This window comes from Dictyoglomus sp. LHC4 (assembly GCF_055181355.1).
Genome location: NZ_CM143707.1, coordinates 346,887 through 372,233, shown reverse-complemented (window position 1 = coordinate 372,233; position 25,347 = coordinate 346,887). Strand labels below are relative to the sequence as shown.

At 30.7% G+C, this 25,347-nt stretch carries 26 protein-coding genes and 3 pseudogenes; 5 read left to right on the top strand and 24 right to left on the bottom strand.

Annotated elements, in window-relative coordinates; translation table 11 throughout:
• Positions 1–23: 23 nt before the first annotated feature.
• From ACY3JO_RS01790 to ACY3JO_RS01745, 10 genes and pseudogenes are all read right to left on the bottom strand, one after another.
• Positions 24–533, bottom strand: a complete 510-nt coding sequence (locus ACY3JO_RS01790) for a hypothetical protein (RefSeq protein WP_463085107.1) — start codon at positions 531–533, stop codon at positions 24–26.
• The gene (locus ACY3JO_RS01785) at positions 530–1,642 is read right to left on the bottom strand and encodes a type I-B CRISPR-associated protein Cas8b1/Cst1 (RefSeq protein ID WP_463085106.1); all 1,113 of its coding nucleotides are present in this window, start codon (positions 1,640–1,642) and stop codon (positions 530–532) included. The genes ACY3JO_RS01790 and ACY3JO_RS01785 overlap by 4 nt, the downstream gene beginning before the upstream one ends.
• Positions 1,643–2,446, bottom strand: a complete 804-nt coding sequence (gene cas6 / locus ACY3JO_RS01780) for a CRISPR-associated endoribonuclease Cas6 (protein WP_463085105.1) — start codon at positions 2,444–2,446, stop codon at positions 1,643–1,645. It lies immediately after the preceding gene.
• Between the two features lie 5 nt (positions 2,447–2,451).
• On the bottom strand, positions 2,452–3,405 hold the full coding sequence (locus ACY3JO_RS01775; RefSeq protein ID WP_463085104.1) for an ARPP-1 family domain-containing protein: 954 nt from the start codon (positions 3,403–3,405) through the stop codon (positions 2,452–2,454).
• Positions 3,406–3,507: 102 nt separating this feature from the next.
• Positions 3,508–3,701 (bottom strand): annotated as a pseudogene (locus tag ACY3JO_RS01770) (FxLYD domain-containing protein).
• A gap of 106 nt (positions 3,702–3,807) precedes the next feature.
• On the bottom strand, positions 3,808–4,065 hold the full coding sequence (locus ACY3JO_RS01765; RefSeq protein ID WP_463085103.1) for a hypothetical protein: 258 nt from the start codon (positions 4,063–4,065) through the stop codon (positions 3,808–3,810).
• A gap of 240 nt (positions 4,066–4,305) precedes the next feature.
• Positions 4,306–4,674: a hypothetical protein gene (locus ACY3JO_RS01760; protein WP_463085102.1), complete on the bottom strand. Its 369-nt coding sequence runs from the start codon at positions 4,672–4,674 to the stop codon at positions 4,306–4,308.
• A complete protein-coding gene (locus ACY3JO_RS01755; RefSeq protein WP_463085101.1) occupies positions 4,667–4,960 on the bottom strand; it encodes a clostripain-related cysteine peptidase in 294 nt (97 codons plus the stop codon). The genes ACY3JO_RS01760 and ACY3JO_RS01755 overlap by 8 nt, the downstream gene beginning before the upstream one ends.
• Complete coding sequence (locus ACY3JO_RS01750) at positions 4,917–5,723, bottom strand: clostripain-related cysteine peptidase (RefSeq protein WP_463085100.1); 807 nt, start codon at positions 5,721–5,723, stop codon at positions 4,917–4,919. Before ACY3JO_RS01750 ends, ACY3JO_RS01755 begins: the two co-directional genes overlap by 44 nt.
• Before the next feature lie 106 nt (positions 5,724–5,829).
• A complete protein-coding gene (locus ACY3JO_RS01745) occupies positions 5,830–6,324 on the bottom strand; it encodes a hypothetical protein (protein WP_463085099.1) in 495 nt (164 codons plus the stop codon).
• 160 nt (positions 6,325–6,484) lie between these two features.
• On the opposite strand from ACY3JO_RS01745, the gene ACY3JO_RS01740 reads away from it, so the two are divergent.
• Both ACY3JO_RS01740 and ACY3JO_RS01735 read left to right on the top strand, forming a co-directional pair.
• The gene (locus tag ACY3JO_RS01740; protein WP_463085098.1) at positions 6,485–8,872 is read left to right on the top strand and encodes a heavy metal translocating P-type ATPase; all 2,388 of its coding nucleotides are present in this window, start codon (positions 6,485–6,487) and stop codon (positions 8,870–8,872) included.
• 18 nt (positions 8,873–8,890) lie between these two features.
• A complete protein-coding gene (locus tag ACY3JO_RS01735) occupies positions 8,891–10,114 on the top strand; it encodes a DUF438 domain-containing protein (RefSeq protein ID WP_463085097.1) in 1,224 nt (407 codons plus the stop codon).
• A gap of 23 nt (positions 10,115–10,137) precedes the next feature.
• Here the strand turns inward: ACY3JO_RS01735 and ACY3JO_RS01730 are convergent, their stop codons facing one another.
• The 13 genes and pseudogenes from ACY3JO_RS01730 to ACY3JO_RS01670 form a co-directional block, all read right to left on the bottom strand.
• Complete coding sequence (locus ACY3JO_RS01730; RefSeq protein WP_463085096.1) at positions 10,138–11,106, bottom strand: zinc-dependent alcohol dehydrogenase; 969 nt, start codon at positions 11,104–11,106, stop codon at positions 10,138–10,140.
• Positions 11,107–11,203: 97 nt separating this feature from the next.
• Positions 11,204–12,468: pseudogene (locus tag ACY3JO_RS01725) on the bottom strand (PTS ascorbate transporter subunit IIC).
• 23 nt (positions 12,469–12,491) lie between these two features.
• The gene (locus ACY3JO_RS01720) at positions 12,492–12,680 is read right to left on the bottom strand and encodes a PTS sugar transporter subunit IIB (protein WP_463085095.1); all 189 of its coding nucleotides are present in this window, start codon (positions 12,678–12,680) and stop codon (positions 12,492–12,494) included.
• 1 nt (position 12,681) lies between these two features.
• Entirely contained in the window at positions 12,682–12,783 is a 102-nt protein-coding gene (locus ACY3JO_RS01715; protein WP_463085094.1) for a hypothetical protein, read from the bottom strand.
• Between the two features lie 15 nt (positions 12,784–12,798).
• Positions 12,799–13,263 (bottom strand): PTS sugar transporter subunit IIA, encoded by a 465-nt coding sequence (locus ACY3JO_RS01710; RefSeq protein ID WP_463085093.1) that lies wholly within the window; start codon positions 13,261–13,263, stop codon positions 12,799–12,801.
• Positions 13,264–13,364: 101 nt separating this feature from the next.
• On the bottom strand, positions 13,365–13,949 hold the full coding sequence (locus ACY3JO_RS01705; protein ID WP_463085092.1) for a putative PEP-binding protein: 585 nt from the start codon (positions 13,947–13,949) through the stop codon (positions 13,365–13,367).
• Positions 13,950–13,957: 8 nt separating this feature from the next.
• On the bottom strand, positions 13,958–14,455 hold the full coding sequence (locus ACY3JO_RS01700; protein WP_463085091.1) for a putative PEP-binding protein: 498 nt from the start codon (positions 14,453–14,455) through the stop codon (positions 13,958–13,960).
• The gene (locus ACY3JO_RS01695; protein ID WP_463085090.1) at positions 14,412–15,032 is read right to left on the bottom strand and encodes a phosphoenolpyruvate-utilizing N-terminal domain-containing protein; all 621 of its coding nucleotides are present in this window, start codon (positions 15,030–15,032) and stop codon (positions 14,412–14,414) included. The genes ACY3JO_RS01700 and ACY3JO_RS01695 overlap by 44 nt, the downstream gene beginning before the upstream one ends.
• 1 nt (position 15,033) lies before the next feature.
• Positions 15,034–15,780: a PRD domain-containing protein gene (locus tag ACY3JO_RS01690; RefSeq protein ID WP_463085684.1), complete on the bottom strand. Its 747-nt coding sequence runs from the start codon at positions 15,778–15,780 to the stop codon at positions 15,034–15,036.
• Between the two features lie 176 nt (positions 15,781–15,956).
• Positions 15,957–16,769: a helix-turn-helix domain-containing protein gene (locus tag ACY3JO_RS01685; RefSeq protein WP_463085089.1), complete on the bottom strand. Its 813-nt coding sequence runs from the start codon at positions 16,767–16,769 to the stop codon at positions 15,957–15,959.
• Positions 16,769–17,022: pseudogene (locus tag ACY3JO_RS01680) on the bottom strand (HPr family phosphocarrier protein). Before ACY3JO_RS01680 ends, ACY3JO_RS01685 begins: the two are co-directional and overlap by 1 nt.
• 133 nt (positions 17,023–17,155) lie before the next feature.
• The gene (locus tag ACY3JO_RS01675) at positions 17,156–18,640 is read right to left on the bottom strand and encodes a response regulator transcription factor (protein ID WP_463085088.1); all 1,485 of its coding nucleotides are present in this window, start codon (positions 18,638–18,640) and stop codon (positions 17,156–17,158) included.
• Positions 18,618–20,372, bottom strand: coding sequence for a sensor histidine kinase (locus ACY3JO_RS01670; RefSeq protein ID WP_463085087.1), 1,755 nt, complete (start codon positions 20,370–20,372; stop codon positions 18,618–18,620). Before ACY3JO_RS01670 ends, ACY3JO_RS01675 begins: the two co-directional genes overlap by 23 nt.
• Positions 20,373–20,544: 172 nt before the next feature.
• Between ACY3JO_RS01670 and ACY3JO_RS01665 the strand changes: the two genes are divergently transcribed.
• The 3 genes from ACY3JO_RS01665 to ACY3JO_RS01655 all read left to right on the top strand — a co-directional run bounded on the left by ACY3JO_RS01665 (position 20,545) and on the right by ACY3JO_RS01655 (position 24,121).
• On the top strand, positions 20,545–21,441 hold the full coding sequence (locus tag ACY3JO_RS01665) for an ABC transporter permease (RefSeq protein WP_463085086.1): 897 nt from the start codon (positions 20,545–20,547) through the stop codon (positions 21,439–21,441).
• Positions 21,442–21,453: 12 nt separating this feature from the next.
• Complete coding sequence (locus ACY3JO_RS01660) at positions 21,454–22,344, top strand: carbohydrate ABC transporter permease (RefSeq protein WP_463085085.1); 891 nt, start codon at positions 21,454–21,456, stop codon at positions 22,342–22,344.
• A gap of 76 nt (positions 22,345–22,420) precedes the next feature.
• The gene (locus ACY3JO_RS01655; protein ID WP_463085084.1) at positions 22,421–24,121 is read left to right on the top strand and encodes an ABC transporter substrate-binding protein; all 1,701 of its coding nucleotides are present in this window, start codon (positions 22,421–22,423) and stop codon (positions 24,119–24,121) included.
• 42 nt (positions 24,122–24,163) lie between these two features.
• On the opposite strand, the gene ACY3JO_RS01650 is transcribed toward ACY3JO_RS01655, so the two are convergent.
• Positions 24,164–24,808, bottom strand: a complete 645-nt coding sequence (locus ACY3JO_RS01650; RefSeq protein ID WP_463085083.1) for an MgtC/SapB family protein — start codon at positions 24,806–24,808, stop codon at positions 24,164–24,166.
• Positions 24,809–25,347: the final 539 nt, after the last annotated feature.

Below are 25,347 nucleotides of genomic sequence, written 5' to 3'. Positions count from 1 at the left end.
CTTAATACCCCCTATATAAAAATTTATCCTAAAAGCCCACTTAAAAAGGAATAAATTAAGGTTCTAAAAACATCACTAGAATATTTGGGATTAAAAGCCATTACAAGCTTCTCATCTACCTCTTCTTGAGCTGTAGCAAACTCTCTAAGTATTATGTAAAAAACTTCATCTCTTTTTCCAAGTCTTGAAAGTTCAAGCAATCTAAACGTCATTCCTGCAGGAGCATTTTTATTCTTATCATAAAATCTCTCATATACCCCAGAATTCCTAAATCTTAATCTTTCCCCATAAGATCTCAATTGATCACAAAGATTTGCTATATTCTCTTCCTTAATTTCTTCATATAGGTTATTCAATTTATCTTTATCTTCTTTAGTATTTTTAACTGCAAATTCCAATAGCTTTTGTATATGAAAACCAAGTTCTTTATAACTATCTACCAATTTTTTAAAAGATTCGTATTCTACCACTCCATTCTTAATCTGATCTTTAATATTATTGATTATTTCGTCAAAATTGAAGTTATCACTCATACATAAACCCCCTTTCCTATTTTCTCTTCAATTAGAGCATAGAGTTTAAAAAGTTTTTGGGAAAAGGATATGAGATTAGCTTTATTCTTATCCATTTTTATCTTTTTATTAATAAATTCTTTCTCATGCTTACCCCAATCATTTTTATTTTTAAGTCCTATTTTAAAAACTCTTTCTCCATAATCTAAAATCTCTCTGTACTTACCATCCAAGACTAAATTCAAAACATTTATCTCACCTATATCATTGATTAATCTTGCTATATTACCATCCAAAAGGAGTAATATAGTTTCATAGGGTAAAGAAAAGAATTCTATTTTATCATTATCTCCTTCTCTATATTGGCTAACTACTTCTACATTCATCATTGTCCATTTGCCAAGCTGAATGTGAAGTTTTAGAGTCAATTCTATAATAGACATTCCCAAAAGTTCTCTTATTACTTCTATTTTCTCTCTTTCATAAATTTCTTTTACATATCTATTTAAATGCCACATAACCTTAAATGAAGGAGCATTCACAAAGATCTTAGATTTATCAGAAAGCTCCACCAATGATAGATGATGATGAATAATTAAATATGCACATAGAGGACACACACGAAAGGTTTTAGAATTATTCCAAAAACCATTTGGAAATTCTCCCATAGATGGACCTAATGTGGATAAATGTCTCATGTCAAACTTAGATATACCCTCTAAAAACTTTTTTAATCCTAAATTTTCTAATTCTTTAATATCATCATCTGATAAATGAATTTTTCTATAACAAAGGCCACAAGGTATAGTATCATCTTTTTCTTCAATCTTTGAGAGTTTTTTAACATAGTCAGGGAATTTATTTTTCCATACCTCTTGTAAGTAATTTCTATACAAATTTGATTTTCCAACAATAGAAGATATTTTTTCTTTTTCTTCACTAAAATACCTTTCACGAACTTTCAATTTTTCAAAAATATCTTTTTTTATTTCTACAGAACCGTCATCATTAAAATTTGCCACATCCTCATAAGGAATTTTTTCAACTTTTTCCAATGAATATAAAAATCCAATTACTCCTGCATTGTATAACCAATTTCCAGGATAAAGCTTCATCACATTATCAGCCATTCACACCACCTCCACCATTCCAAAACCTTGAGCCCTTCTTAGTCCAAAACCAAGCTGATATAAATAATTCAAGTCTTCTTTATCACCACATAATTCAAATACTCCAGAAAAGCATGTAAAAGTATAAAGTTTTGGCTCTATATCCTTTTCCCTTATCCTATGTTTAACTACTTCTTTTCTTAGCTTAATAGGTTTAAAATCTAATCCTTCTTTTAATCCATATCCCCTCACACTTTTTAAGATAGTATCAGAGATGTAATTAAACTCTCTGAGAAAGTAAACAAAATCTTCGCTTTCCTTAGAAAGAGAGCTTCCATCTTCTGGACTAATAGGAAGAAGTGGCTTATCATTTTTATCCTCTATAAGGATGGGAGAAAGAGTCATAAAAACCACTTTATTTTCTTTTATACTTTTTTCTCTAAGAAGTACAATACTTTTTCTTTTTTTTATCTCTCCTTCTCCCATCTTAAAGGGATATAACCTTTTACTTAATAGGCCATTATAGAGAGCAACTAAAAAGCCTGGATCTGGGCTTGAGATATAAAATTCTATGGGTGTTTTAATATATAAAATGTCTTTATCCTTCTTGAATTCTTCTTTATCATGTAAAAATCTTACTGCAAAGCAAAAAGGCTTTCCTGATTTATTATTCTTAATCTCACCCCCTTCTTCATATTTATAAAGATTCTCCAAATATTCCTTTCCCAAATCTGAAACTTTCAAGGCTTCCTTTATAAAGCTCATAAAATGGTTACGATAATCAATGGGAAGAATATCCCCTTCTAAGATTATTTTGAGTCTCAAATTTTTCATCCCCCTTGCTTAATCAAAATATTTATTGTAATTGTAATCCTTTTTCCAAAAAAGTTAATATGTATAGGCTTATTTGCATAGGTTAAAATAGCTCCTACATAATTTTGGCTTGCAATTCTTACATCCCATCCAAGAGCAGGAGATTTAAACTTTAATGGTTCTACTCTTTCTATTTCCTTTAAAAATTCCTCATACTCATCCCTATAATTTCCATTATTTTCTTTTTTCAAAAGCTTGCTTCTAAATATATAGCTTTTTACCAATTTATCATGAAGATTTTTATAGGCAGATTTTAGAGAGATAATGTCTAAACCATCAAATTTTCCATCTTGAAATACTATTATCCCATTTTGCCCCTCTATATAAGGAAATTTTTCCTTCATATTTTCAAATAAATTCCTTCTTTTTTCAAAAACATCCCTCATAGCTGATGTTTCAGAGTACACTCCAAACTCCTTTTGCAACTTTTCAATCTCAGCCCATATCATCCCTTGATCTGAATTGTATTTACTTCCATAAATCAAAGAGCTGAATACACTCTTATTCTTAATTCTTCTAATATCAGCAGGTATTACTACATCTGGCTCATCAAAATGATGAGATTCATAGTGCCATCTTCCTCTTTCAGTACAGCTTACAGGAATTACAAACTCAGATTTGTTTTTTATTAATAAAGATGTATTCACTACCCTATTTTGCTTTCCACCTTTTAATTCTTCCCCATCTAATATGAATACCTTTTGATCAAGCTTACTTATTACTTTTAAATTTGGCACTGTACCAAATTGATCTACTTCTTTTATGTAAAACTCCTTTGTTTTTAAAGCTTCGTCTAAGGTTATAAACTCAGGAACTTTTTCTATTTCTGCAAAGATTGGTATAATTGTTATATTTTCATATTTTTGAGGATTTCCAAATTTCACTTTAGATACATAATCTATAATCTTCATCTTAAACCCCATTTAATTTTTTCTGATTTATATTATAAATACCTAAAGTGTTAAAAATTGACCTTAAAAAAAATTCCTCCCCCTCTCATTAATCCTAAATTTTCAATATCCCCAAAGAGACTTTACCTTGGATTTTACTGCTTCTTTTTCAAAAAATAGTGCTTTAAATTTCCATATACCTCCAGGCTCTAAATTGTTTATATTTGCAAAGGTACTCCCAGCTGTATCCCTTGACTATCATATAGGTTTATCTCAATTTGTGCATAATTATATTGCTTATTAGTATTATTTTTCACCACACCTATCACATAACCCCCAGAACCATCCCTCTCTATCTTTAAACTAACTAATTCCAACTCAGGTTTTTTGCTACTTCTGCCTTTTTAGTTTCAGATACCAAATTTACATTACTTTTTTCTGATAAATAGCTACTATCAGTGGTAGCTGAAAAATAATCAAAGCTATTAAAACAATTAGGAATTTAACACCCGCTGATAAAGATATATTTGCTTTTTCAACTATTTTATTATAAGTAGATGGAAAAATAACTAAGCCAGAAATTAAAATTGCTATTCCTCCCAATATATTTCCTAATATAGAGATATTTCCTAATATAGAGGAGAAAATTAAACATAATGTAATTTTTCTGAGCTCTTTCATCTTTTCACCCCCACTTTTTATTTTATACAGATATTGTAACAACCTTAAATGACAAAAATTGACCCTTTAAATTTTTTCACAAAAAAAATATGGCAGGAAAATTTATTTACATCCTGCCATATTTCCAATACAAATAAATTAATTTAGAGTATAATAAGCAAATCTTTGAACAAAATAGCACCAATAAGTATCTTGATTTATTTTAAGAAGATTATACTGATTATATCCATTATAATTTTGCTAGGAATCATATGTAGGAATTAAGATTGATAAACCATATGCTTTATTTGCATAGTTACCAGTATTTTTGTAATAAACATTATTTAATAGAGCATATACTAAATCATAGGCTCTTATCATTATATTTGAATTTGGAGTACTTAAATATAACTTATATGCAAAATCACAAAGATCATTATATTCCGTTTTATCAAAGTATGTTACGTACTTCCAAACATTTTTAATAATTGTCATTTGATTATCATCAGCTCTATAAAGAGCTTCTGCAAAGGCTGAAAACTTGATCTTTACTGTGTTAAAAGCAGATCTCAATTTTATATAAGAAGTAGGTAGTATTATCTTTTCCATTATAATAATTGTACTAGTCATCTACTATAGTTTCTGCAAACTGTGAAGGCGTCATTGTGGGATTTTGAGTTAAATGATAAAGTAATGTGTAATAATCATTACCATCAGCAGGAACTATAGCCTCTGAAACTACTAAGTAATCTGTCTCATATTGCCATTCCCAAGCTACTTCAAACATCTGTGTCAAACAAGCATCCATATTAATCACATCTATTTTCTTTCCTGTAACTTGCCTTGCATTTCCAATGGCAATTCTAACCTTATCAATAGTTAAACAATTCCATGGGTAACCAAGGCGTAGTATCATCCCAAACAATACCTCTTTGAACATCATCCTTTGACAGTGATCTTGGATAAACTCCACCCCCATGATTCCAAAGCACTAAGCACACCTTTTTTGCAGGAAAATATAGCATCCCATAAACAATAAAACTCCTTAATGTATTTGGATCTGACATATCCAATTCACCACAGTCTTCAATCAAAACTGAGTTTATATTATTTGTATTGTAATCTTTAGTAACATAATATAGCCTTGTATTACTCCAGTTCCCATTTGATGTATCATATCCTGGTATGCGATCAAAAAGTACAAGAATTTTCACTTTTTTAGTAGAACCAATCATTTCCATCTCATTCATATCCTTAATAGCAGAGCTTTCCAAATTATTATCACCATCTAAGTAAACTAAAAAGAGCCATTCAGCATTAACAACCCTAACGCTTACACTTACACTTCCCATGTTTCCAGCATTGTCATAGGATTTTGCTGTTATAGTATGATATCCATCATTATATTGTTCTGTATCCCACAAGTAGGTGAGAGGGCTTGTTGTACTTTCCATAACTTTTGTCATATCAATAAATAATTCTATTTTACCAATTCCACTTGGCCCTTTTTGACTATCTTTAGCCATAGATCTATCAACTACATTTACGCTTATTGTTACTTTTCCAGATAGATTATTCACATCAGAAGATGAGAGAGAAATGGAGACTTGAGGTGATAATGTATCCTTTGGTGTACATCCAGAAATCATAATGGAATAAAAAAGAAAGATTAAAAACAACTTAAAAAATTTTTCACTTTTAACCCCCCTAAATGAAAAATTTACTTAAAAATTTTGATCATCAATAAAATAGGGGAGATGTTAAATCTCCCCCTAAAAAGAAATTTTATCTTATATTGATTCTTGCTACTATTTTATTTATACAATCTAAGGCTGCATCCTTTTTAACAGAATTTCCTGAGACAAAATCACCAAAGAACCACATTCCATTTTTCAATGATCCTGCCTGATCAAAAACTACTTCTTGTCCATTTGCATCAAATATTCTTACTGCTACAACAGCATCTCCTTGAACAGTAGTAGCAGGAACTATAGGCCAGAAATAGAAAAGGAATAAAAATACCCAGTTAAAACTTCTTCTACTATTTGCAGATACTATTGTTAACTCTGCTATATAGTCTGCTTGTGCTTTATCATACACTACTTCTATACCTTTTTCTCTAATCTTTTCTATAAAATATGTTTTTACTGGATCAATAAGATACCCTTCTGAGCTATTTACTTTTTCAACATATAGTTTTGGAGCAGAGCTTTGAGCAAAAGCTAAATTAAAAAGTAGAATAGAAAGAAACAATAAAGATAATATACTTTTGAGTCTCATTACATATCACCTCCTTTATTTTTTCTACTTGTCATTTTAACGAAACAAAGGGTCAAATTCAGACCCTTTATTTTTTCCATTATTAAAATTTTTTAATTTGAAATCATACCATTTTGGTATATAATATAAAAGAAAAGTTTTATAAAAGGGAGTTTTATATATGGGAAAAAGAATTATAATTCCTATCTCTGGAATGAGTTGTGCAGGCTGTGCGTTAAGGATTGAGGATAGTTTAAAGAATATAAAAGGAATAGAAGAAGTTAAAGTAAACTTTTCTTTGGAAAAAGCAGAAATTGTAGGGGATAACTTAAATCTTACAGAGATAAAAAATAAAGTGGAAGAATTAGGTTATAAGGTTATAAGTAGTAAATCAATAGTACCAATTTCTGGAATGAGCTGTATAGGTTGTGCTCAAAGGATAGAAAATACTTTAAGAAATTTAGACGGTGTTATAAAGGCTGATGTAAATTTTGCAAAAGAAGAATTATATATAGAATATATCCCTTCATTAATATCCTTAAAGGATATACAAAGGGCAATAAATGAATTGGGATATCAAGCATTAAATCCAAAGGAAGAAGAAATAGAAGATTCCCAAGAGTTATATAGGGAAAAGGAGCTAAAAGATCTAAAAAGAAGATTTATTATAAGCTTAATACTTACTATTCCTATCTTTTTAGGAAGCTTCTTTTTTAAATTTCCCACATATCTACTTCTCCTCTTAGCTACACCTATACAGTTTTATGGTGGATATAAATTTTATAAAAATGCTTGGACAGCCCTCAAACATAAAACCTCTGATATGAATACATTAGTGGTTCTGAGTACTACATCAGCTTATCTTTATAGTACATTAGCCACTTTTTATCCTTCTTTTTTTAGTGTTAAAGGACTTTCACCTGAGGTTTTCTTTGATACATCCTCTGTAATAATTACCTTTGTATTACTTGGAAGATACTTAGAGTTAAAGGCAAAGAGAAAAACTTCTACTGCTATAAAAAAATTAATAAGTTTAAAGCCCCAAAAAGCATTAGTTATGAGAGGAAATGAATTTATAGAAGTACCTATCAATGATGTGATAAAAGGAGATATAGTACTTATAAAACCAGGCGAAAAAATTCCAGTAGATGGAGAAATCATAGAAGGCTACACTTCTATTGATGAATCTATGCTTACTGGTGAAAGTATCCCAAAGGAAAAGAAAGAAAAAGACAAAGTTTTTGCAGGAACATTAAATTTGAATGGAGTTATAAAAATAACTGCAACAAAAGTTGGTTCAGAAACAGTTTTGGCTCAGATAATAAAATTAGTGGAATCTGCCCAAAACACAAAAGCTCCAGTACAAAAATTAGTAGATAAAATTGCAAGTATTTTTGTACCTACTGTTTTAATGATAGGAATACTTACTTTCATCCTTTGGTTCATTTTCGGCCCCAAACCATCATTTAACTATGCCCTTTCTAACTTAATAGCGGTATTAATCATTGCATGTCCTTGTGCATTAGGCCTTGCTACACCAACAGCTCTTATTGTTGGAATTGGAAAAGGTGCTCAAATGGGAGTTCTTATAAGAAATGCTGAGGTACTTGAGAAGACTGATAAAATTAATTCCATAATTTTTGATAAAACAGGAACATTAACTTATGGAAAGCCAAAACTTGTTGATATTATTCCTCTAAATAATACTTCAAAGGAAGAGATTTTAAAAATTGCTGTATCCTTAGAGCAATTTTCAAACCACCCTTTAGCAAAAGCCATATTAGAAAAAGGAGAAACTGAAAAGATAAAGCCTATAGAAATCTTAGAGATGAAAGAAATCCCAGGGGAAGGCATAGAAGGAGTAATAAATAATTCAAAATATTTTTTAGGAAAACCAGTAGAGCTAAGTAAGGTAATAAAAGATATCTATGAACAATATATAAAAGAGTCAAAAATTGTCACTCTTTTAAAAAAAGATGATATCCCTATAGGAATTTTAACTTTTACAGATGAGTTAAAAGAAGAAGCAAAATTGGTAGTTAAAAAATTAAAAGATATGGGTCTTGAGGTGGGAATGATTACAGGAGATAATAAGGTTTCTGCAGAAAGAGTTGCAAAAATATTGGACTTATCTTTCTTTTTTGCAGAAGTTTTTCCTCAAGATAAATTAAACAAAATAAAGGAGCTTCAAAAGGAAGGTAAATCTGTTGCCATGGTAGGAGATGGGATAAACGATGCTCCCGCTCTTTCTCAAGCAGATCTTGGAATAGCAATGGGATCTGGTACTGATATTGCCATAGAATCATCTGATATCATTGTTGTAGGAAATAATTTGAAAGGAGTTGTAAGAGCATTAGAGCTTAGCAAAAAGACCCTATCCACCATTAAATGGAATCTTTTCTGGGCCTTTATTTATAATACTCTTGGAATACCTATAGCGGGAGGTGTTTTATATCCTTTTACGGGTATTCTTTTGAACCCTATGATCGCAGGTTTTGCTATGGCCTTTAGCTCTGTTTTTGTGGTTTCAAATTCTCTAAGATTAAGAAATTTTAAATCATCTATTTAAGATTGGGGGGTTTTACCAATGAGTGAGATTTTTGGAATGAGAATTAATAGAAAGGAAGCATTAAAGGAGCTTATCAAGAAAATTCACCAAGGAGAAGATCCCGAAGTCCTAAAAAGGCAATTTAAACAGATGTTTGGTAGCATAACTCCTACAGAGATAGCCCAAATTGAAGAAGAATTAATTAAAGAAGGGCTTCCAAGGGAGGAAGTAGTAAGACTTTGTGAGGTACATCTGGCAGTTTTCCAAGAATCCTTAGAAAAAGGACCCGAAGGTGGAGCAGGAAATCCCATAACAATACTCATGGAAGAGCATAGAGCCCTTTTAGAATTTGCAGATAAATTAAAGAATATTGTTGAGCAAATGAGAAATATAAAAGATTATGAGGAGGGAAAAGAGAAATTAAACGAATTACAAGATATAGTAAATCACTTTAAGGAGTCAGAGAAACATTATTTAAGAGAAGAAAATGTACTTTTCCCATATTTAGAAAAACATGGAATAACAGAACCACCTGCCATTATGTGGATGGATCATGATAAGATAAGAGCCATAAAGAAGGATATCTATAAACTTATGGACAATTATAAAAACATATCACCTGAAGAATTTGTAAGAAAATTAGCCCTCCTTGCTATGGACCTTTCAGAAATGCTTTCAAGCCACTTTTATAAAGAAAATAACATTCTTTTCCCCATGGCCCTTCATGTACTTTCTGAGGATGAATTAAAAGATATAAGACTTCAATTTGATGAGATTGGATATTGCTGTTTCACTCCCCCATCTGTATTAACACCAGTAGATAAGACCGAAGAAAAGGAATTAGAAAAGAAGGAAGGCATGATAAATCTACCTACAGGAAGTCTCACATTGGAAGAGTTAGAATCAGTTTTAAATACTTTACCTGTAGATATAACTTTTGTGGACAAAAATGATGAGGTAAGATATTTTAGTGAGACAAAGGATAGAATATTTGTAAGAACAAAAGCTGTAATTGGTAGAAAGGTACAGCAATGTCACCCTCAAAAGAGTATTCACATAGTAGAAAAAATTATAGAAGAGTTTAAAAATGGTACAAAAGATCATGCTGATTTCTGGATAAATCTAAATGGAAGATTAATATATATAAGATATTTTGCAGTAAGAGATAAAGATGGCAATTATCTTGGAACCTTGGAAGTAACCCAAGATATTACAGATATTAAAAAGATTGAAGGAGAAAAAAGACTACTTGATTGGGAATAGATTTAAAATATTCCTTCCCTATCCTAATAGTTATAATCAGCTATAACTACTAATCCCTTGATATATCCCTGGGGTTTATTCTCTAAAGTCTCAAATGCCTCTTGAATATTCTCCAGGGAAAATTTATGTGTTATTAACTTTTCTATATTAAAGGTCCCCTTCTCTAAAAGATTTACCGCCCTTCTTAAATCATCATATGGATTTAAAGAATAAGAAGGATGGGCTACTATTATCTCTATGGACCTTTTTATTGCCTCTCTAAAATCAAATTTCTCGCACTCAGTTTCATGAGAACTCATCAGAATTAATCTTCCTCTCCCTGTCTTCAAATATCTTTGACAAATATTTAATACATTTGGATTTCCAGTACCTTCTATTACAAAGTCGACCATATGTCCCTTTGTTATATCTTGTATCTTCTCTACAACATTTTCTTTTCCTGCATTAATTATCTTTGTAGCACCAAACTCTAAAGCCATATCTAATTTCTTTTCATCAATATCGATAGCAATAAGTTCTGATAATGTATTCCCTTTTAATGCTTGAATACATAATAATCCCATAAAACCACATCCTACAACAATCCCATAATCTCCAACCTCAGGCCGAACTGCCCTCAAAACTGTAACAATACACTTTATTGGCTCTCCTAAGGCATATTTAATATCAATATTATCAGGAAGTTTCACACAATTTTTTTCGTCCACTACTGTATATTCTGAAAAACCACTAAGATCATCTGGTAATGCGGTTACTTTATCTCCAGGCTTTAGATCTTTAACCTCAGATCCAACATCCACCACAATTCCTGCCCATTCGTGCCCCAATGATTGTGGAAAAGTTCCGAGCCTTCCATGCCAATGATTAAGTTCCCAATTACAAAGGCCACAAGAGACAACTTTTACCAATACCTCATTTCTTTTTGGCTCCACATCCACATAATCAATCTTGAATTTTCTTGGCTCAATTAAAAAAGCCCTCTTTGTCTTCATTTTATTTAACCCCCTAATAAAAACCCCCTGTCTCACTGCAAAAACAGGGGGTTTTAAATTCAATCTATTCTATTATATACCTATTGATTGATTTATGCTATTTAAATAACTTAGCTATTAAACTTATTAATATTCCTAACCATTGGAAATCAGAATCACCAAAAGTGGTATTTTCAAATCCAAGTGTTCCGAGAGCTGGTAGTAACAATGCTGCACCAAAGCTAATAATAATACCATTTACAAAGGATCCCAAAATAGCTCCTTTTTTACCTCCTGTCGCATTGCCAATCACTCCAGCAGTACCTCCTACGAAGAAATGAGGTACCAAACCTAGAATGATAACCGGTAAACCAAACAAAGGCATAAGAAGCATAGAAACAATTCCACCTAAGAAACTAAATATGAAACCAATTATTACAGCATTAGGAGCATAAGGAAATGTTACAGGACAGTCTAATGCAGGTTTCGCTTCAGGTACAATCTTATCAGAAATTCCTTTAAATGCTGGTATAATTCCTGATATTATCATTCTAACGCCATAAATTACAACACCCACTCCTGCAGCAAAAGTTAAAGCTTGTACAACTGCATATACTAAAAAGTTCTGACCCCCACTCAATTTAGATTCTATAAAGGAAGGACCTGCTGCAATACTTGCAATTAAAAATACTATAATCATAGTTATACCTGTTGCTACTAAAGATTCTCTCAAAAACCCTAAACTCTTTGGGAAGGATATATTTTCAGTACTATCTTCAGGCTTTCCAACCAGACTTCCAATAGCACCTGAAACAAAATATCCTAAGGTACCAAAGTGACCTAAAGCAATATCATCAGAACCTGTTACCTTCTTCATATAAGGATGTATCCATGCTGGCATCAAAACCTGCATTAATCCTAAAATTATTGCCCCTAATATTACAAGTCCTGCTCCAGTAAGACCTGCTGTTCCAAGGGTTGCAGAAATTAAAGCAGCCATATAAAAGTTATGATGTCCTGTTAACCATATAAACTTAAATGGTGTAAAACGGGCAAGCAGTATATTTATAAGGAAACCAAATACCATTATTAAAGCAGTCTCTCTACCTAAGGTTTTTGGGCAATAGTAACTATAGCCTCATTATTAGGATCAACCCCTTTTATTCCAAATCCTGTTTCCAACATTGGACCTAATGCATTCAAAGAACCAATCAAAGTTACGGCACCAGCCACTAAGATCAAAAATCCTAAGATAGTTTTTATACTTCCACTTATTACTTCTGAAAATGTCTTTTTCTAAAACACTAAACCTACAAAAGACACAACACCCACCAAAATTGCAGGTACACTTAGGATATCTTGGATAAACTTAAGAATCCACATATAAACACCTCCCCATATATTTTTTAACCTTTTAAGGTTTTCTCCAAGGCTTTTTTCATCTCTTGAAAATTAACAAAATTTTTAATTGTAACAACTTTGGCTTTTAACTCCCCAAGTTGTTGAGCCAACTCTGGAGAAGTAATAACAATATCTGCATCTCCTAATACTGCCTTTGCAGTAGATATATCTGTTGTTGAAACATCTGCTTCCAAATTAAGATCCTTCACTACCTTTTTCTATATTCATTTTTAATATTAAGGAGCTACCTAAACCCATTCCACAAACAGCAACAATCTTAAGTCTCTTACTCACCATTTGTAACACCCTTTTTTATGTATTAACTTTAGAAAAGAATTCTTTAATATAATCTTTAATTTCCTCTCTATCTTTAACACTTATAAACTGTTCTGCTAATTTTTCCGAATCTTGAAGAATTTCTGCCAAATCTTGTAAAAACTCAAGATGAGATTCTCTATCAGGAGTTGCAAAAGAAATTACAAGATAAACAGGATCATTATAAGATCCAAAATTTATTCCTTTCCTTATTACTAATAAAGAAACACCACGGGATTTTGCCCCATCTTCAGGACGAGCATGGGGGATTGCTACTCTTGGAGCAATAACCACATAAGGCCCCAATTCCTTACATACTTCAATCATTTTATCTATATAATTAGGCTCCACAATACCCTCTTTCTCCAGGAGTTTCCCACCAATTCTTACCGCCTCTTCCCAAGAATCAATCTCATCTATAATCTCTATTCTATTTCCTATAGCCTCTAAGAAATTTAACATTTTTCACCACCTCGTTTTTGAATATTATCAAAGAAACATCATCCTTATTCAAGAAAGTTAAAATAATATTAAAGAATTAAAATTCTTTCAAAAATTAACTATTAACTTACTATTTCTTCCATGATTTTCTGATAATGCTTATCTAATACTTCTAAAAGTTCATCTTCTTGTAATGAATCAAAAGAAACATCAATCTTAGCTATTTTAGAACTCAATAACTTTAAAATTGGAATCTTTAATGGAGCTACACTCACCTCATCAATACCAAGAGAATATAGAAGTAAGAAGGCCCTTAAATCTCCACCCAATTCACCACAAATACCAATCCACTTACCAATTTTATGAACAGAATCTATTGCTTCCTTAATTAAATCCCAAAAAGCAGGATGATATGGCCTATACAAATAGGAGACTTTTTCGTTAGTTCTATCTACAGCAAAGGTATATTGAAAAAGATCATTTGTACCTAAACTAAAAAAGTCCACAAAATCTGCAAATCTATTTATGTTTAGAATAGATATGGGTGTCTCCAACATTATACCAATGGGGGGAATTTTATATTCTTTACCTTCCTTTTCCAGTTCCTCTACTGCTTCTTTCACAAGTTTCTTTGCTTCTATTACCTCCTCTACCAAATCTACCATAGGAAACATCATATGAATATTATTTCCAATGCTTGCCCTCAAAATCGCCTTTAACTGTGTTTTAAAAAATACTTTTTCATATAGTCACCACCTAATTCCTCTAAGCCCCAAAAATGGATTTTCTTCTCTCTCAAACTGTATATAGGGTACATTTTTTCTCCACCAATGTCTAAGGTCCTTATAATAACAGGATAATTTAAAAATAGATCTCCAACTTTCTTATAAATTTTGTACTGTTCTTCTTCAGATGGGGGTTCATTCCTCTCCAAGAATAAAAATTCAGTTCTAAAAAGGCCTATTCCCATTGCCCCTTGCTCTAAAGCTAAAAAGGCATCTTCTAAATTACCAATATTTCCTGAGATAAAGAATTTTTCTCCATTCTCTTTCTTAGGTATGTAGTTTTTGAACTCTATTGCTTTCTTTTGAAGTATCTTATAACGTTCATATAATTTCTCATATTTTTCTATATCTAAAGGGGAAGGATCTAATATTAAAATTCCCTTTTCACCATCTAAAATAGCCAGTTCTCCCCTTAATCTCTGAAACATTAGCACCTATTAAAAGGGGCAAATTTAAATTCCTTGCTATTATGGAAAGGTGAGAAAGAACCCCTCCCCTCTCATTAACAATACCCAATAATTTATCTTTTGTAATATTAATTAATTGCCAAGGTGTTACTTCTTTTGATACCAATATGGAAGGTTCTTCTAAGCTTGGATAACTATCTCCAACAACTACCCTAAATATTTCTTCCTTAAGAGGTTCTATATCTTGGGCCCTCATTTTAAAATAAACATCCAGATTTAAAAACTCTTTTTTAAACCTTTCAGTGGTTGTTTCAACTACAGTCTTAAAATCTAAACCTTCATCTATTTTTTCATAAAGAAATTCTTCAAAAGCAGGATCATCTAAAAGTAATAAATAAAAGTTTACAAGATCTCTTTCAGTCTCAGACAAATCCATTAATCTATTATTTAATTCCTCTTTAAGATCTTCCTTTGCTTCTCTCCAAATCTTTTTTGCCTCATCTCCCTTATAATTAAGATCTTTTTCTTTCTTAATCCAAAGAAAAATCTTTCCTATGGTAACTCCAGGAGATCCAGAAATACCCTTTATTATCTTCATATTAAATTCCCCTTTCAAAAGAATATAGCAATTTAAGTAAATAATCTTTACTGTTTCCATTTAAATTTCTCAAAGATACATTTGTGGCTATCTTTTGAGACAACCATATAGTCTTAAAATAATCAAAAAGATGGATATACATATAATAGGATTTATTGTTGGGGTCATAGAATAAAATAAACTTTTCTTCCTTTGGTTCCTCCTTAGAGTAGATCCAATATAATCTCTCCTTTATAGCAATAATAGTGGAGTCCTTAGGGATGTATTGTAAAATCTCATTTTCATCTTTTACTTCCATAATCTCTACATAAACATTTTCTCTATAAAAGTTATAAATGTAATTTTTGAACTTTTCCTCGTCATCCTTAGAGAATAATGGTGAAATTTGAAAATAAGGTGATCCAAAATTAGGAAGTGGAATGGTATTAACATATATAAATCCTTTAGAGGGATTTCGAGGTAAGTCTCTTACTGATGTTATCTTTACAACTTCAACATCTTCAAATATCTTTTTTATTTTCTCTGCTAAAAGATTTGCTGTTAATACTCCAGAAGGACATATTAAGATAATCTTTTTCTTCTTAGCCATTTTTTCGAACAGTCTTAACAAATATAATGTTATATATCCTTTTTCTTCTTCTGGAATCTTTATATCAAATCTTTTTTCAAGAGTCTTTGATAATTCGGATGAAATATAGTATATGATTGGATAGTTTTTCTTTATTTTTTCTAACATATTATTATATATGTATATTATTCTTTATCTTGAAGATAGCAGTCTGTATATGACTCAAAAAATCTTAAAGGTATTACTCTTAAAAGAATAAGAATTGAGGATCTCCTTTTCTAAAATATTTCTTAAATCCTTATCTTCTTTAAGAAAACTCTTACCAGATTCTAATTCAGAACAAAGTAAGTATAGGTTTATAAATCTTTTTCCATATCATCTAAATTTAAATCATAAAAACTTTCTAAAATATCAAAAGGAGGATTGAAATCATAATAATTTGTATAAAAGCCCTCCAATCTATATCCTTTTTTCAATCTACTTATAGAAATCCCTATGATTAACAATAATTGAAGAAAACTATCATCAGTAAATTTTACATCCCATACATTCTCTATTTCATTTAAAAACTTAATAATTCCAAAAAAGGAATCATTAAAGATATCAATCCAAGATAAATTTGCTTTATAATCTAAAAGTATCTCATTTAACAACTTACCTTTTTCTTCTTCTGATAAATTCTCCAAAATTGCCTGTCTAATATATTTTTCTTCACCTACCAATCTAATTCCATAATGAGGTTTAGCTATCACATTTAGTTTGTGATTGATAATCCATTTCTTTACTAATTGAAAATCTTTTACAGTTGTCGGATGGCTTATATTGAATTTTTCTTCCCAATTTTCTAATGTTATTTTTTCTGCTGATAATAGCAGGTCAAGAATCATCAATTTATGCCTTTCTTTGTTAGTTATCTGTTCATTTTGGGATAATAAAGACATAATATGAAGATGTGAGTCTTTTTTAAGATTTGTAATATGAATACCTTTATATAGGAGGTGCTTAACTTCAATTCCATGGGCAAATAAAAACTCTTCAAGACTTCTTAATTCCCTTCTGACAGTAGATAAACTATAGCCTGTCTTTTCTGCTACATCTTCTATCTTTATAGGATGAGAAGCCTCTAAAATAACATTTAAAATTTTCTCTTTTCTATCCCGTTTACCCACTAATCCTCTCCTAAACCCAACTCTATAAGCTCCGAAAGGGTTTTAAGAGCTTCTTCCTCGTCTTCCCCCTCAACTTCTAACATAAGCTTTGTCCCCTGATTAGCCCCTAAGGAAAGTACTTTTAATATACTTTTTGCATCTGCTTCTTTATTATTATCTTACTCTTAAATTTGCTTGCTGTCTGAACAAAAACAGCTGCGGAACGAGCATGCAAACCTGATTTATTCTTCAATATTACCTCTTTTACTTTCATTTTATCATCTCCTTTCCTGATATAATTAAAAAACTAATTTAATACCCTTTTCAATGAAACTAAAATTATTAAATTTATATAAAAAGTGTATCAAAACTTAACTAATTGGAAAACTATGCGGAAATGTGGCTTTTTAAGAGATATTTTCTTTAAATGCTTGAGGGGTTTTTCCTGTATATTTTTTAAATTTAAAAACAAAGTAATCCAGATCCTTATAACCAACCTTTTCTGCCACTTCTATTACCTTCTCACCTTTTAAAAGTAATTCCTTGGCTTTATTTATCCTTACCCTATCAATATAGGTATTAAATTTCTCACCTGTATATTTCCTAAATACCTTTCCAAAATAACTACTGTTATATCCAAATTGTTTTGCCAAATCCTTTAATTTAAGATCTTTATAATAATTAGCATTTATATATTCTATTATCTGAGAAAGTACATTATTGCCTGTTTTCTCTGAAAAATCTCTTAACACGTTTAACACCATTTCTTTTACAAAATTGTGAAGGTCTATAAGGGATCGCTTTCTATAAAATTCACATATTATTCTTTTATCTAAATATTTGTTAGACATTTCCTTAAAGAAAGGATAATTAGAAGAGAAATAATTTATTACGTTTATAAACAGATTTAGATAACTTGATTTTATTTCTTCTTCATCATCATCCCTTATAACATGATTATTCATTTTTATTTCAAGAAAAAGATTGATGTTATTTAGATTTCCAAACTCTATAGCTTTTATAATTTCGTGAATTATTTTTGATTCATCGGTATTCTGAAAATCACCAAACTTAACCTCCTTAGGATAAGTTATTATTTCATTTTGATTAAAGAGAAACTTTTTACTTTTTAATCTTAAAGCAGTTTTATAAGATATTGACAAATCAATAAGTTTATAGACTTTTTCGCCTACAAAGAAGGATATGTTAACTCCATATAATTTTTTGAATTGTCTTTTTATATCTATTAACTTCCTTCTAAAGTAAGGCTTTTTTATATCTGTAATAAGAAAACATAAAGAATTTCCTATAAAAGTGTAAGTTTGAATTATACTATCAATATTATTAATTTTTTTATCTTCAATATTCAAATCGTTAGTTAATACTATCTCATAAGAACTCCAGGGAAAATTGAAATTATAAATTCTGTTAAGATCTTCTTCCTTAATATTTTTTAATTCTCCCTTTATAAGCCTTTCTAAGATTTTATCACGAGATAATTCATGTATTAATTTATCACTCTTTATCTGCTCTATAATTTGCATAACCTTTTCTTTAAGAATTTCAGGATCTACAGGTTTTAAAAGATAACTTTCTACTCCTAAATCTATAGCCTTTTTTGCGTATTCAAATTCAGGATAACCTGTAAGAATTATAAATTTAACTCTAATACCAATCTCTTTAACTTTTTTTATTAATTCCAATCCATCCATTCTTGGCATCTTTATATCCACAATGCAAAGATCAGGATTCAACTTTAAGATTTTCCTCAATGCATCTTCCCCACTATCCGCATCTCCCACAACTTTCAATTCATAACTTTCCCAATCTATAATTTTCTTTAATCCACTTCTTATAATAGGCTCATCATCAACTATTAATACTCTGTACATATTTATCCCTTCCCTTTAACATATAATAAGGTAGTACTATATCTACTTTTGTACCCTTTCCTTCTTCACTTTGAATCCTAATTCCAAACTCTTCTCCGTAAAAAAGTTTTATCCTTTCCATGGTATTTTTTATGCCTATTCTTTTTCCACTTAAATCCTCGGTGTTGAAGATCGCTTCTATTTCTTGTTGAGACATCCCTACTCCGTTATCCTCTACTGATATGATTAATTTATCCTCTTCCTTTTTGATATTGATATTTATCATTCCCTTTTCTTCTTTCTCCTCAAGACCATGTATAATAGAGTTCTCCACAATAGGCTGAATAAGAAAAGGAAGTATATATAGATCTTCTATATCCTCGTATATATTTATCCTATAATCTATCTTTTCAAACCTATATTTTTGTATTTTTAAATAATCTTTTATAAGTTCCAACTCTGTCCTTAACTTTATAGGTTTTCCTTCAAATTCTATGATCTTCCTCAAGAGATTGCCAAGCTTAAGAGTAATATCTGCAATATCCCATTGTTCCTTACATATAGCCATCATATGAATGGTCTCCAAAGTGTTAAATAGAAAATGGGGGTTCAAATTATTGGTTAATATTTTTAACTTCATTTCTTTCTGTTTTATCTCTAACTCATTAAGCATCTTTATATTTCTTGCCATATTCTTTACATTCTCAGCAAGTTCTCCTATTTCATCCTTTCCAGGTATTGAAAACTCCAAATCCCAATTACCATGAGATATTTCATCTACTACATCATTGAGTATAGCAATTCTTTTACTCATATTCTTAGAGAATATTAAAGTAAAAATGATAGAAAGTCCTATTGTAATAGCTATTATACTTAGGGCAAATCTGAACATACTGTAAGGTTCCCTCATTATATAGTCCAAGGGCACCATACTTACAAGGTAAAAATCCTTGTTATAACCAGCAAGAGGTAAATAAGTACCAAAAATTCTATAATCTTTATTATTATACTTTAATGAGTATCCATTAGGTTGCATAATTTTTAATTTATCAATAGGAAATGTAGTACCTATCAAACTTTCATTATTGCTTGCCACAATATACCCATCATCCTTAATAAGAAAAGTATCAAAACTTTGATTATTTAATATCTTTTTAAGTTCAAGTTTATTTAGATTAATAACCAAAACCCCAAAACTTTCGTTATAAGAATCTCTGAGAAGCCTTACAAGACTAAAGTAGTTTTCAGGATAAATGTCTTCTTTCTGATAAATTAATTCCCATCTTATAAATCCATTTAGATTTATAGCGGTCCTATACCAATTCTCTTTCCTAATATAATCCTTTACTTTATAAAAGATTCCATTTTCTAAAATACTTGGATTTTCAGAATATATCCTTATATGGGCTATAGCATTAGCAAAAAGAGTTTTATAATTTTCTATCTCCTTGTACTGAGAATATTTTATAAAGGTTTCTATTGGAGATTTATATCTATAAAGCAAAAGTTCCTTTAATCTTTGATCAATCATTAATTTATCTGCAATCTTTACTACTTCCTCTGTAACTTTCATTATTTGGAATTTTGCAGAGTTTAAATTGTTATAAACTTCCTTTGCTGAGGATTCTAAAGCAAAATTTCTAAAATGAATCACAGTCACTGTACCAAGAATAGATATAGGGATAATAGAGATGGCTATAAAACTAATTATGAGTTTCTTGTACATTTTTATATCAGAAAATCTGACAAACATAGATAACCTCAAGTTTAAAATTTTTTAAAGTATAAATCTTTAATACAATTTTTGTAAATTGTAAAATGTCTATTTTTTCCCTCTAAAAATTTCTATTTTTTAAGGTTTTATTAAAGGAAATATTCTGATAATTTTTGAGAAAAAAGAAAGAGGGATTATGGTGAAACAATTGATGAAGACAATAAAAAAACAAAAATATCTTATTATTATGATTCTCCCTTTTTTTATATGGCTTATTATCTTTCGTTATATTCCTTTATGGGGATGGATTACAGCCTTTCAGAATTACAAGCCAGGAATATCCATTTTTCAACAGCAATGGGTAGGATTGAAATATTTTAAAGAGATGTTCTCTGATCCAGAATTTTATATTGTTATGAGAAATACTCTTGCTATGAGTCTTTTAGGACTTATTTTTGGTTTTCCTCTTCCCATAATACTTGCTATTTTAATAAATGAGATTAGGAATTCCATCTTCAAAAGAACTGTACAAACCATTTCTTACTTACCCCACTTTGTTTCATGGGTAATAGTAGCAAGTATAGTCCATGCCATGCTCTCACCTGATGGGGTAGTAAACTATCTTCTTATGAGAATAGGATTAATTAAACAACCTATACTGTTTTTTGGAGAACCTAAATATTTCTGGTGGATTGTTGTTTTCTCAGATATATGGAAAGAGTTGGGATGGAATACCATCATATTTTTAGCTGCCATGACAGCCATAAATCCAGAGTTATATGAAGCAGCAGAAGTGGATGGGGCTGGAAGATTTAGAAAAATCTGGTACATCACATTACCAGGTATAATGCCTACCATTATTTTGATCCTCATTTTAAGTATAGGAAACATTATAAACATTGGATTTGAAAGGCAATTCCTTTTAAGAACTTCAGCTGTAAGAAATGTCTCCGACGTTATAGATCTATATGCCCTTGATTATGGCATTAGAGCAGGAAGATTTTCCTTTGGTACTGCGGCAGGAATTTTTAAATCTGTAATAAGCTTAATTCTTCTTTTCTCAGCAAATAAATTAAGTAAAAAATTTACAGGATACAAAATTATTTAGGAGGATTTGATTATGAATAGAAGTTTAGGAGATAAAATATTTGACATTATAAACCATGGAATAATGATATTATTAGTTGTAATAACATTATATCCTTTTTTATATGTTTTAGCTGTATCTCTTAATGATCCTTTTGATACGATAAAAGGTGGAATAACCATATTTCCCAGAGTATTTACCTTAGATAATTACAAAGAAATATTTAATTATCCTACAATTGGTATAGCAACCTTAATATCAACCTTAAGAACTTTAATAGGGACCATAACTAGCGTTTTTTCTACAGCTATTGTAGCCTATGTTCTTAGTAGAAAAGACTTTTTCGCAAGAAAATTTATAACCACTTTATTTGTAATGACCATGTATGTAGGAGGAGGATTAGTACCTGAATACCTTTTAATAAGAGGCTTAGGTCTAATGAATAATTTTCTCGTTTATATCCTCCCAGGACTTTTAAATCCATTTAATTTTATTGTTATTAGAGCTTATATCGATACCTTACCATCTGAACTGCAAGAATCAGCTATGATCGATGGTGCCAATGATTTTATCATATTCTTAAAGGTAATATTGCCTTTGTGTATACCTGTTCTTGCCACAGTTGCACTATTTGTAGCAGTAGGGCATTGGAATGCATGGTTTGATACTTATTTGTATTGTGGAGGAAATAAAAATCTTACTACCTTGCAATATGAACTTCAGAAAATCCTTGCTAATGCTGCAGCAAGTTCCACTACTATTGATTACTACAGTAACTTAGATCCCACAAGAACTATGAGAGTAACTCCCCAATCATTAAGAATGGCAATGACCATAGTAACTACATTACCTATTGTAGTGGTATATCCCTTCTTACAAAAGTATTTTGTAAAAGGAATGACTCTTGGGGCAATAAAAAATTAAGAAAGGGGGTGTTTAAAAAAGAACTTTTACTTAATAATTTTCTGTAAATCCATATTAAAAAGGGGGAATAAACTTTATGAGGAGGACAGAAAGATTATTAGGATGGTTTTTAGCTTCTATATTAGTAATTAGCCTTGTTTTTAGTGTTAGTATAAAAGAAGTAAATGCTCAAGCAAAATTATTTAAACCAATGAATCCTACACCCGAAGCAAACAAGCCTATAACATTTAAAGTATATATCGGAGAAGTTAATCCCAATGATGACCAATTCAGAAGTCCAGTAGCCCAAAAGATAAAAGATTTGACTGGAGTAACCTTAGATATAGAATACGCACCTAACCAGGCTGCTGTAAGAGAAAAAATACAAATTATGGCAGCAAGTGGAGATTATCCAGATTTAATATATGCAAAAGGAGATCTTTCTCTTTTAAAAGATGCAGGAGCACTAATACCTCTTGACGATTTAATAGAAAAGTACGCTCCAAATATTAAAAAGGCTTACGGAGAAAACCTAAAGAGATTAAAATGGAGTAAGGAAGATCCACATATTTACTGTCTCGGTTTAACCACAGATAATGATAGAACTCTTGATGTAAATGGTGGATTCATGCTCCAACACAGAGTAGTTATGGAACTTGGATATCCAAGAATAAGAACTCTAAAAGATTTTGAAAATGCAATAAAAACATATTATAAGAAGCATCCAACTACAGATGGCCTTCCATCTATACCACTTACATTATGTTCTGATGATTGGAGAACAGTAATCAGTGTAACAAATCCAGCATTTCAAGCTACAGGAGCCCCCGATGACGGGGAGTTATATGTAGATCCAAAAACATTAAAGTGTACATTCCACTATAAGAGAGCTATAGAGAAGGAATATTTTAGATGGCTAAATCATATGTGGAATGAAGGTTTATTGGATAAGGAAACATTCATACAAAAAGAAGATACATATAAGGCAAAAATAGCAAGTGGAAGAGTTTTGGCATTAATTGATGCGGGATGGGCAGTGGGAGAACCAATTACAGCTTTAAGAAGAGCAGGAAAATATGAATATATGTATGGATATTATCCTGTAACTGTAAGCGAGAGAATAAAACAGGCTCCTCCTGATGTAAGAGTAGGTTATACAGGTGGATGGGGTATAGCCATTACCAAAAGCTGTAAAGATCCTGTAAGGGCTATAAAATTCCTTGACTGGCTTTGCACAGAAGATGCTAATATTTTGAGGCAATGGGGAATAGAAGGAGTACATCATACATATGTAAATGGAAAGAGACAATTCTTACCTGATGTAGATCAAGCAAGAAGAACAGATCCATATTTTGGAAGAAAAACTGGAATAGGAGTATATGTTTATCCTTGGCCAAGACTTCCTAATTACCATATTGATTCTACGGGAAATCCTGTAGTTCCTGATACCACAAAAGAAGATATTAGAAGAAATTATACGGATGTAGAAAAGAAAGTGCTTGCAGCATATAAAGCAGAAATATGGAAAGATCTATTCCCAAAGGCTGAAGATTATCCTGTAAAAACATGGGGCTATCTCTGGATGTATCCTACCCCAGATGAAGATATGAGAGCCATTGGGAATAAACTATTTGATTATGTAATCAAAAATATTCCAAAGGTAGTAATGGCACCTAAAAAAGATTTTGATAAAGTATGGGCTGAATTTTTAAAAGGCTTAGATGACTTAGGAGCAAAGAAATACGAAGAATATAAAACAAAACAAATAAGAGAAATGGTCGAATTTTGGAAGAAATAACAATAAAATGAAGAGGGGAGGGATTTTTTGTCTCTCCCCTCTTCAAATAATCTCTATTTCTTTTACTGTTGATAATTTTGATAGTTTTTCCATAATCTCTTCTATTTTAACCTTAGCTGGCAACCTCAAAATTAAATTTAATTCTGCTATATTTTCATTTATAGAGTTCAAAGCTATTTGTTTTATGTTGACCTTAAGTTCCCCAAGAATAGTACCAATCTCACCTATTACACCTGGTTTATCTTCTATTTTACATTTTAATATTAAATCTCTATGAGATCCTATAAATAATTTTTCAAATTTTGTTGCTAATATAAGAACTGCTAATATAAAAAATGTGGTAATAACGGCAGGAAAATAAAGACCAGCACCAACAGCCATACCTATACCTGAGACAGCCCATATACTTGCTGCTGTCGTTAAACCCTTTACCGAATATTCATTTCTCAAAATAGTACCTGCACCTATAAAACCTATACCAGTAACTACTTGGGCTGCTATACGAGTTGGATCAGTATTAGGAAAAGCATAGGCTGAAATAATCATAAAAAGGGTAGATCCCAAAGAAACCAGAATATGAGTTCTAAATCCAGCTGGTTTCTCTTCCTTCTCCCTTTCCCATCCTATTATTCCAGATAGGATTAACGAAAAAATAAGTCTTTTTATAATTTCCAATTCCTGAATCATATTAAAAATTATATCATATTTTAAAATAAATCGTTTTTCTCTGAAACTTTTTTACAGACAGAAAAATTTTATTACTTTACATAAATTATTCTGATAACTCGTGTTATTTGTAGTAATTTTAAATCTTCTTTATATTATTGCATAAATTCAAAAAATAAGTTATAATTTTTCCAGAAGAAACAAAGCCCAGTCAGAATTTCCTTTCTCAAAGAAAAGCCCCCTAATTAGGGGGCTTTTCTTTTTATCCACAAAATTTCATCCACAGCTACTGTTACAAATACAAGGGGAATATTATGAAACAAAAATCTTGTTGTAGTAGTTAGGGATGTGGATATTGTGGATAAGTTGTAAAGAGTTATGAAATGTAGGATTTTTAATTGTGGATAAGTTTTCCAAAGTTTTCCACATTATCCACAATTAATATTCTATCCACAAAGTTATCCACAATTTTATCAAGTTATCCACAAAGTTATCCACAACCTATCCACAAAGTTATCCACAATTGTGGATAATGTTAGGACAATGAAAGCTGGAAACCT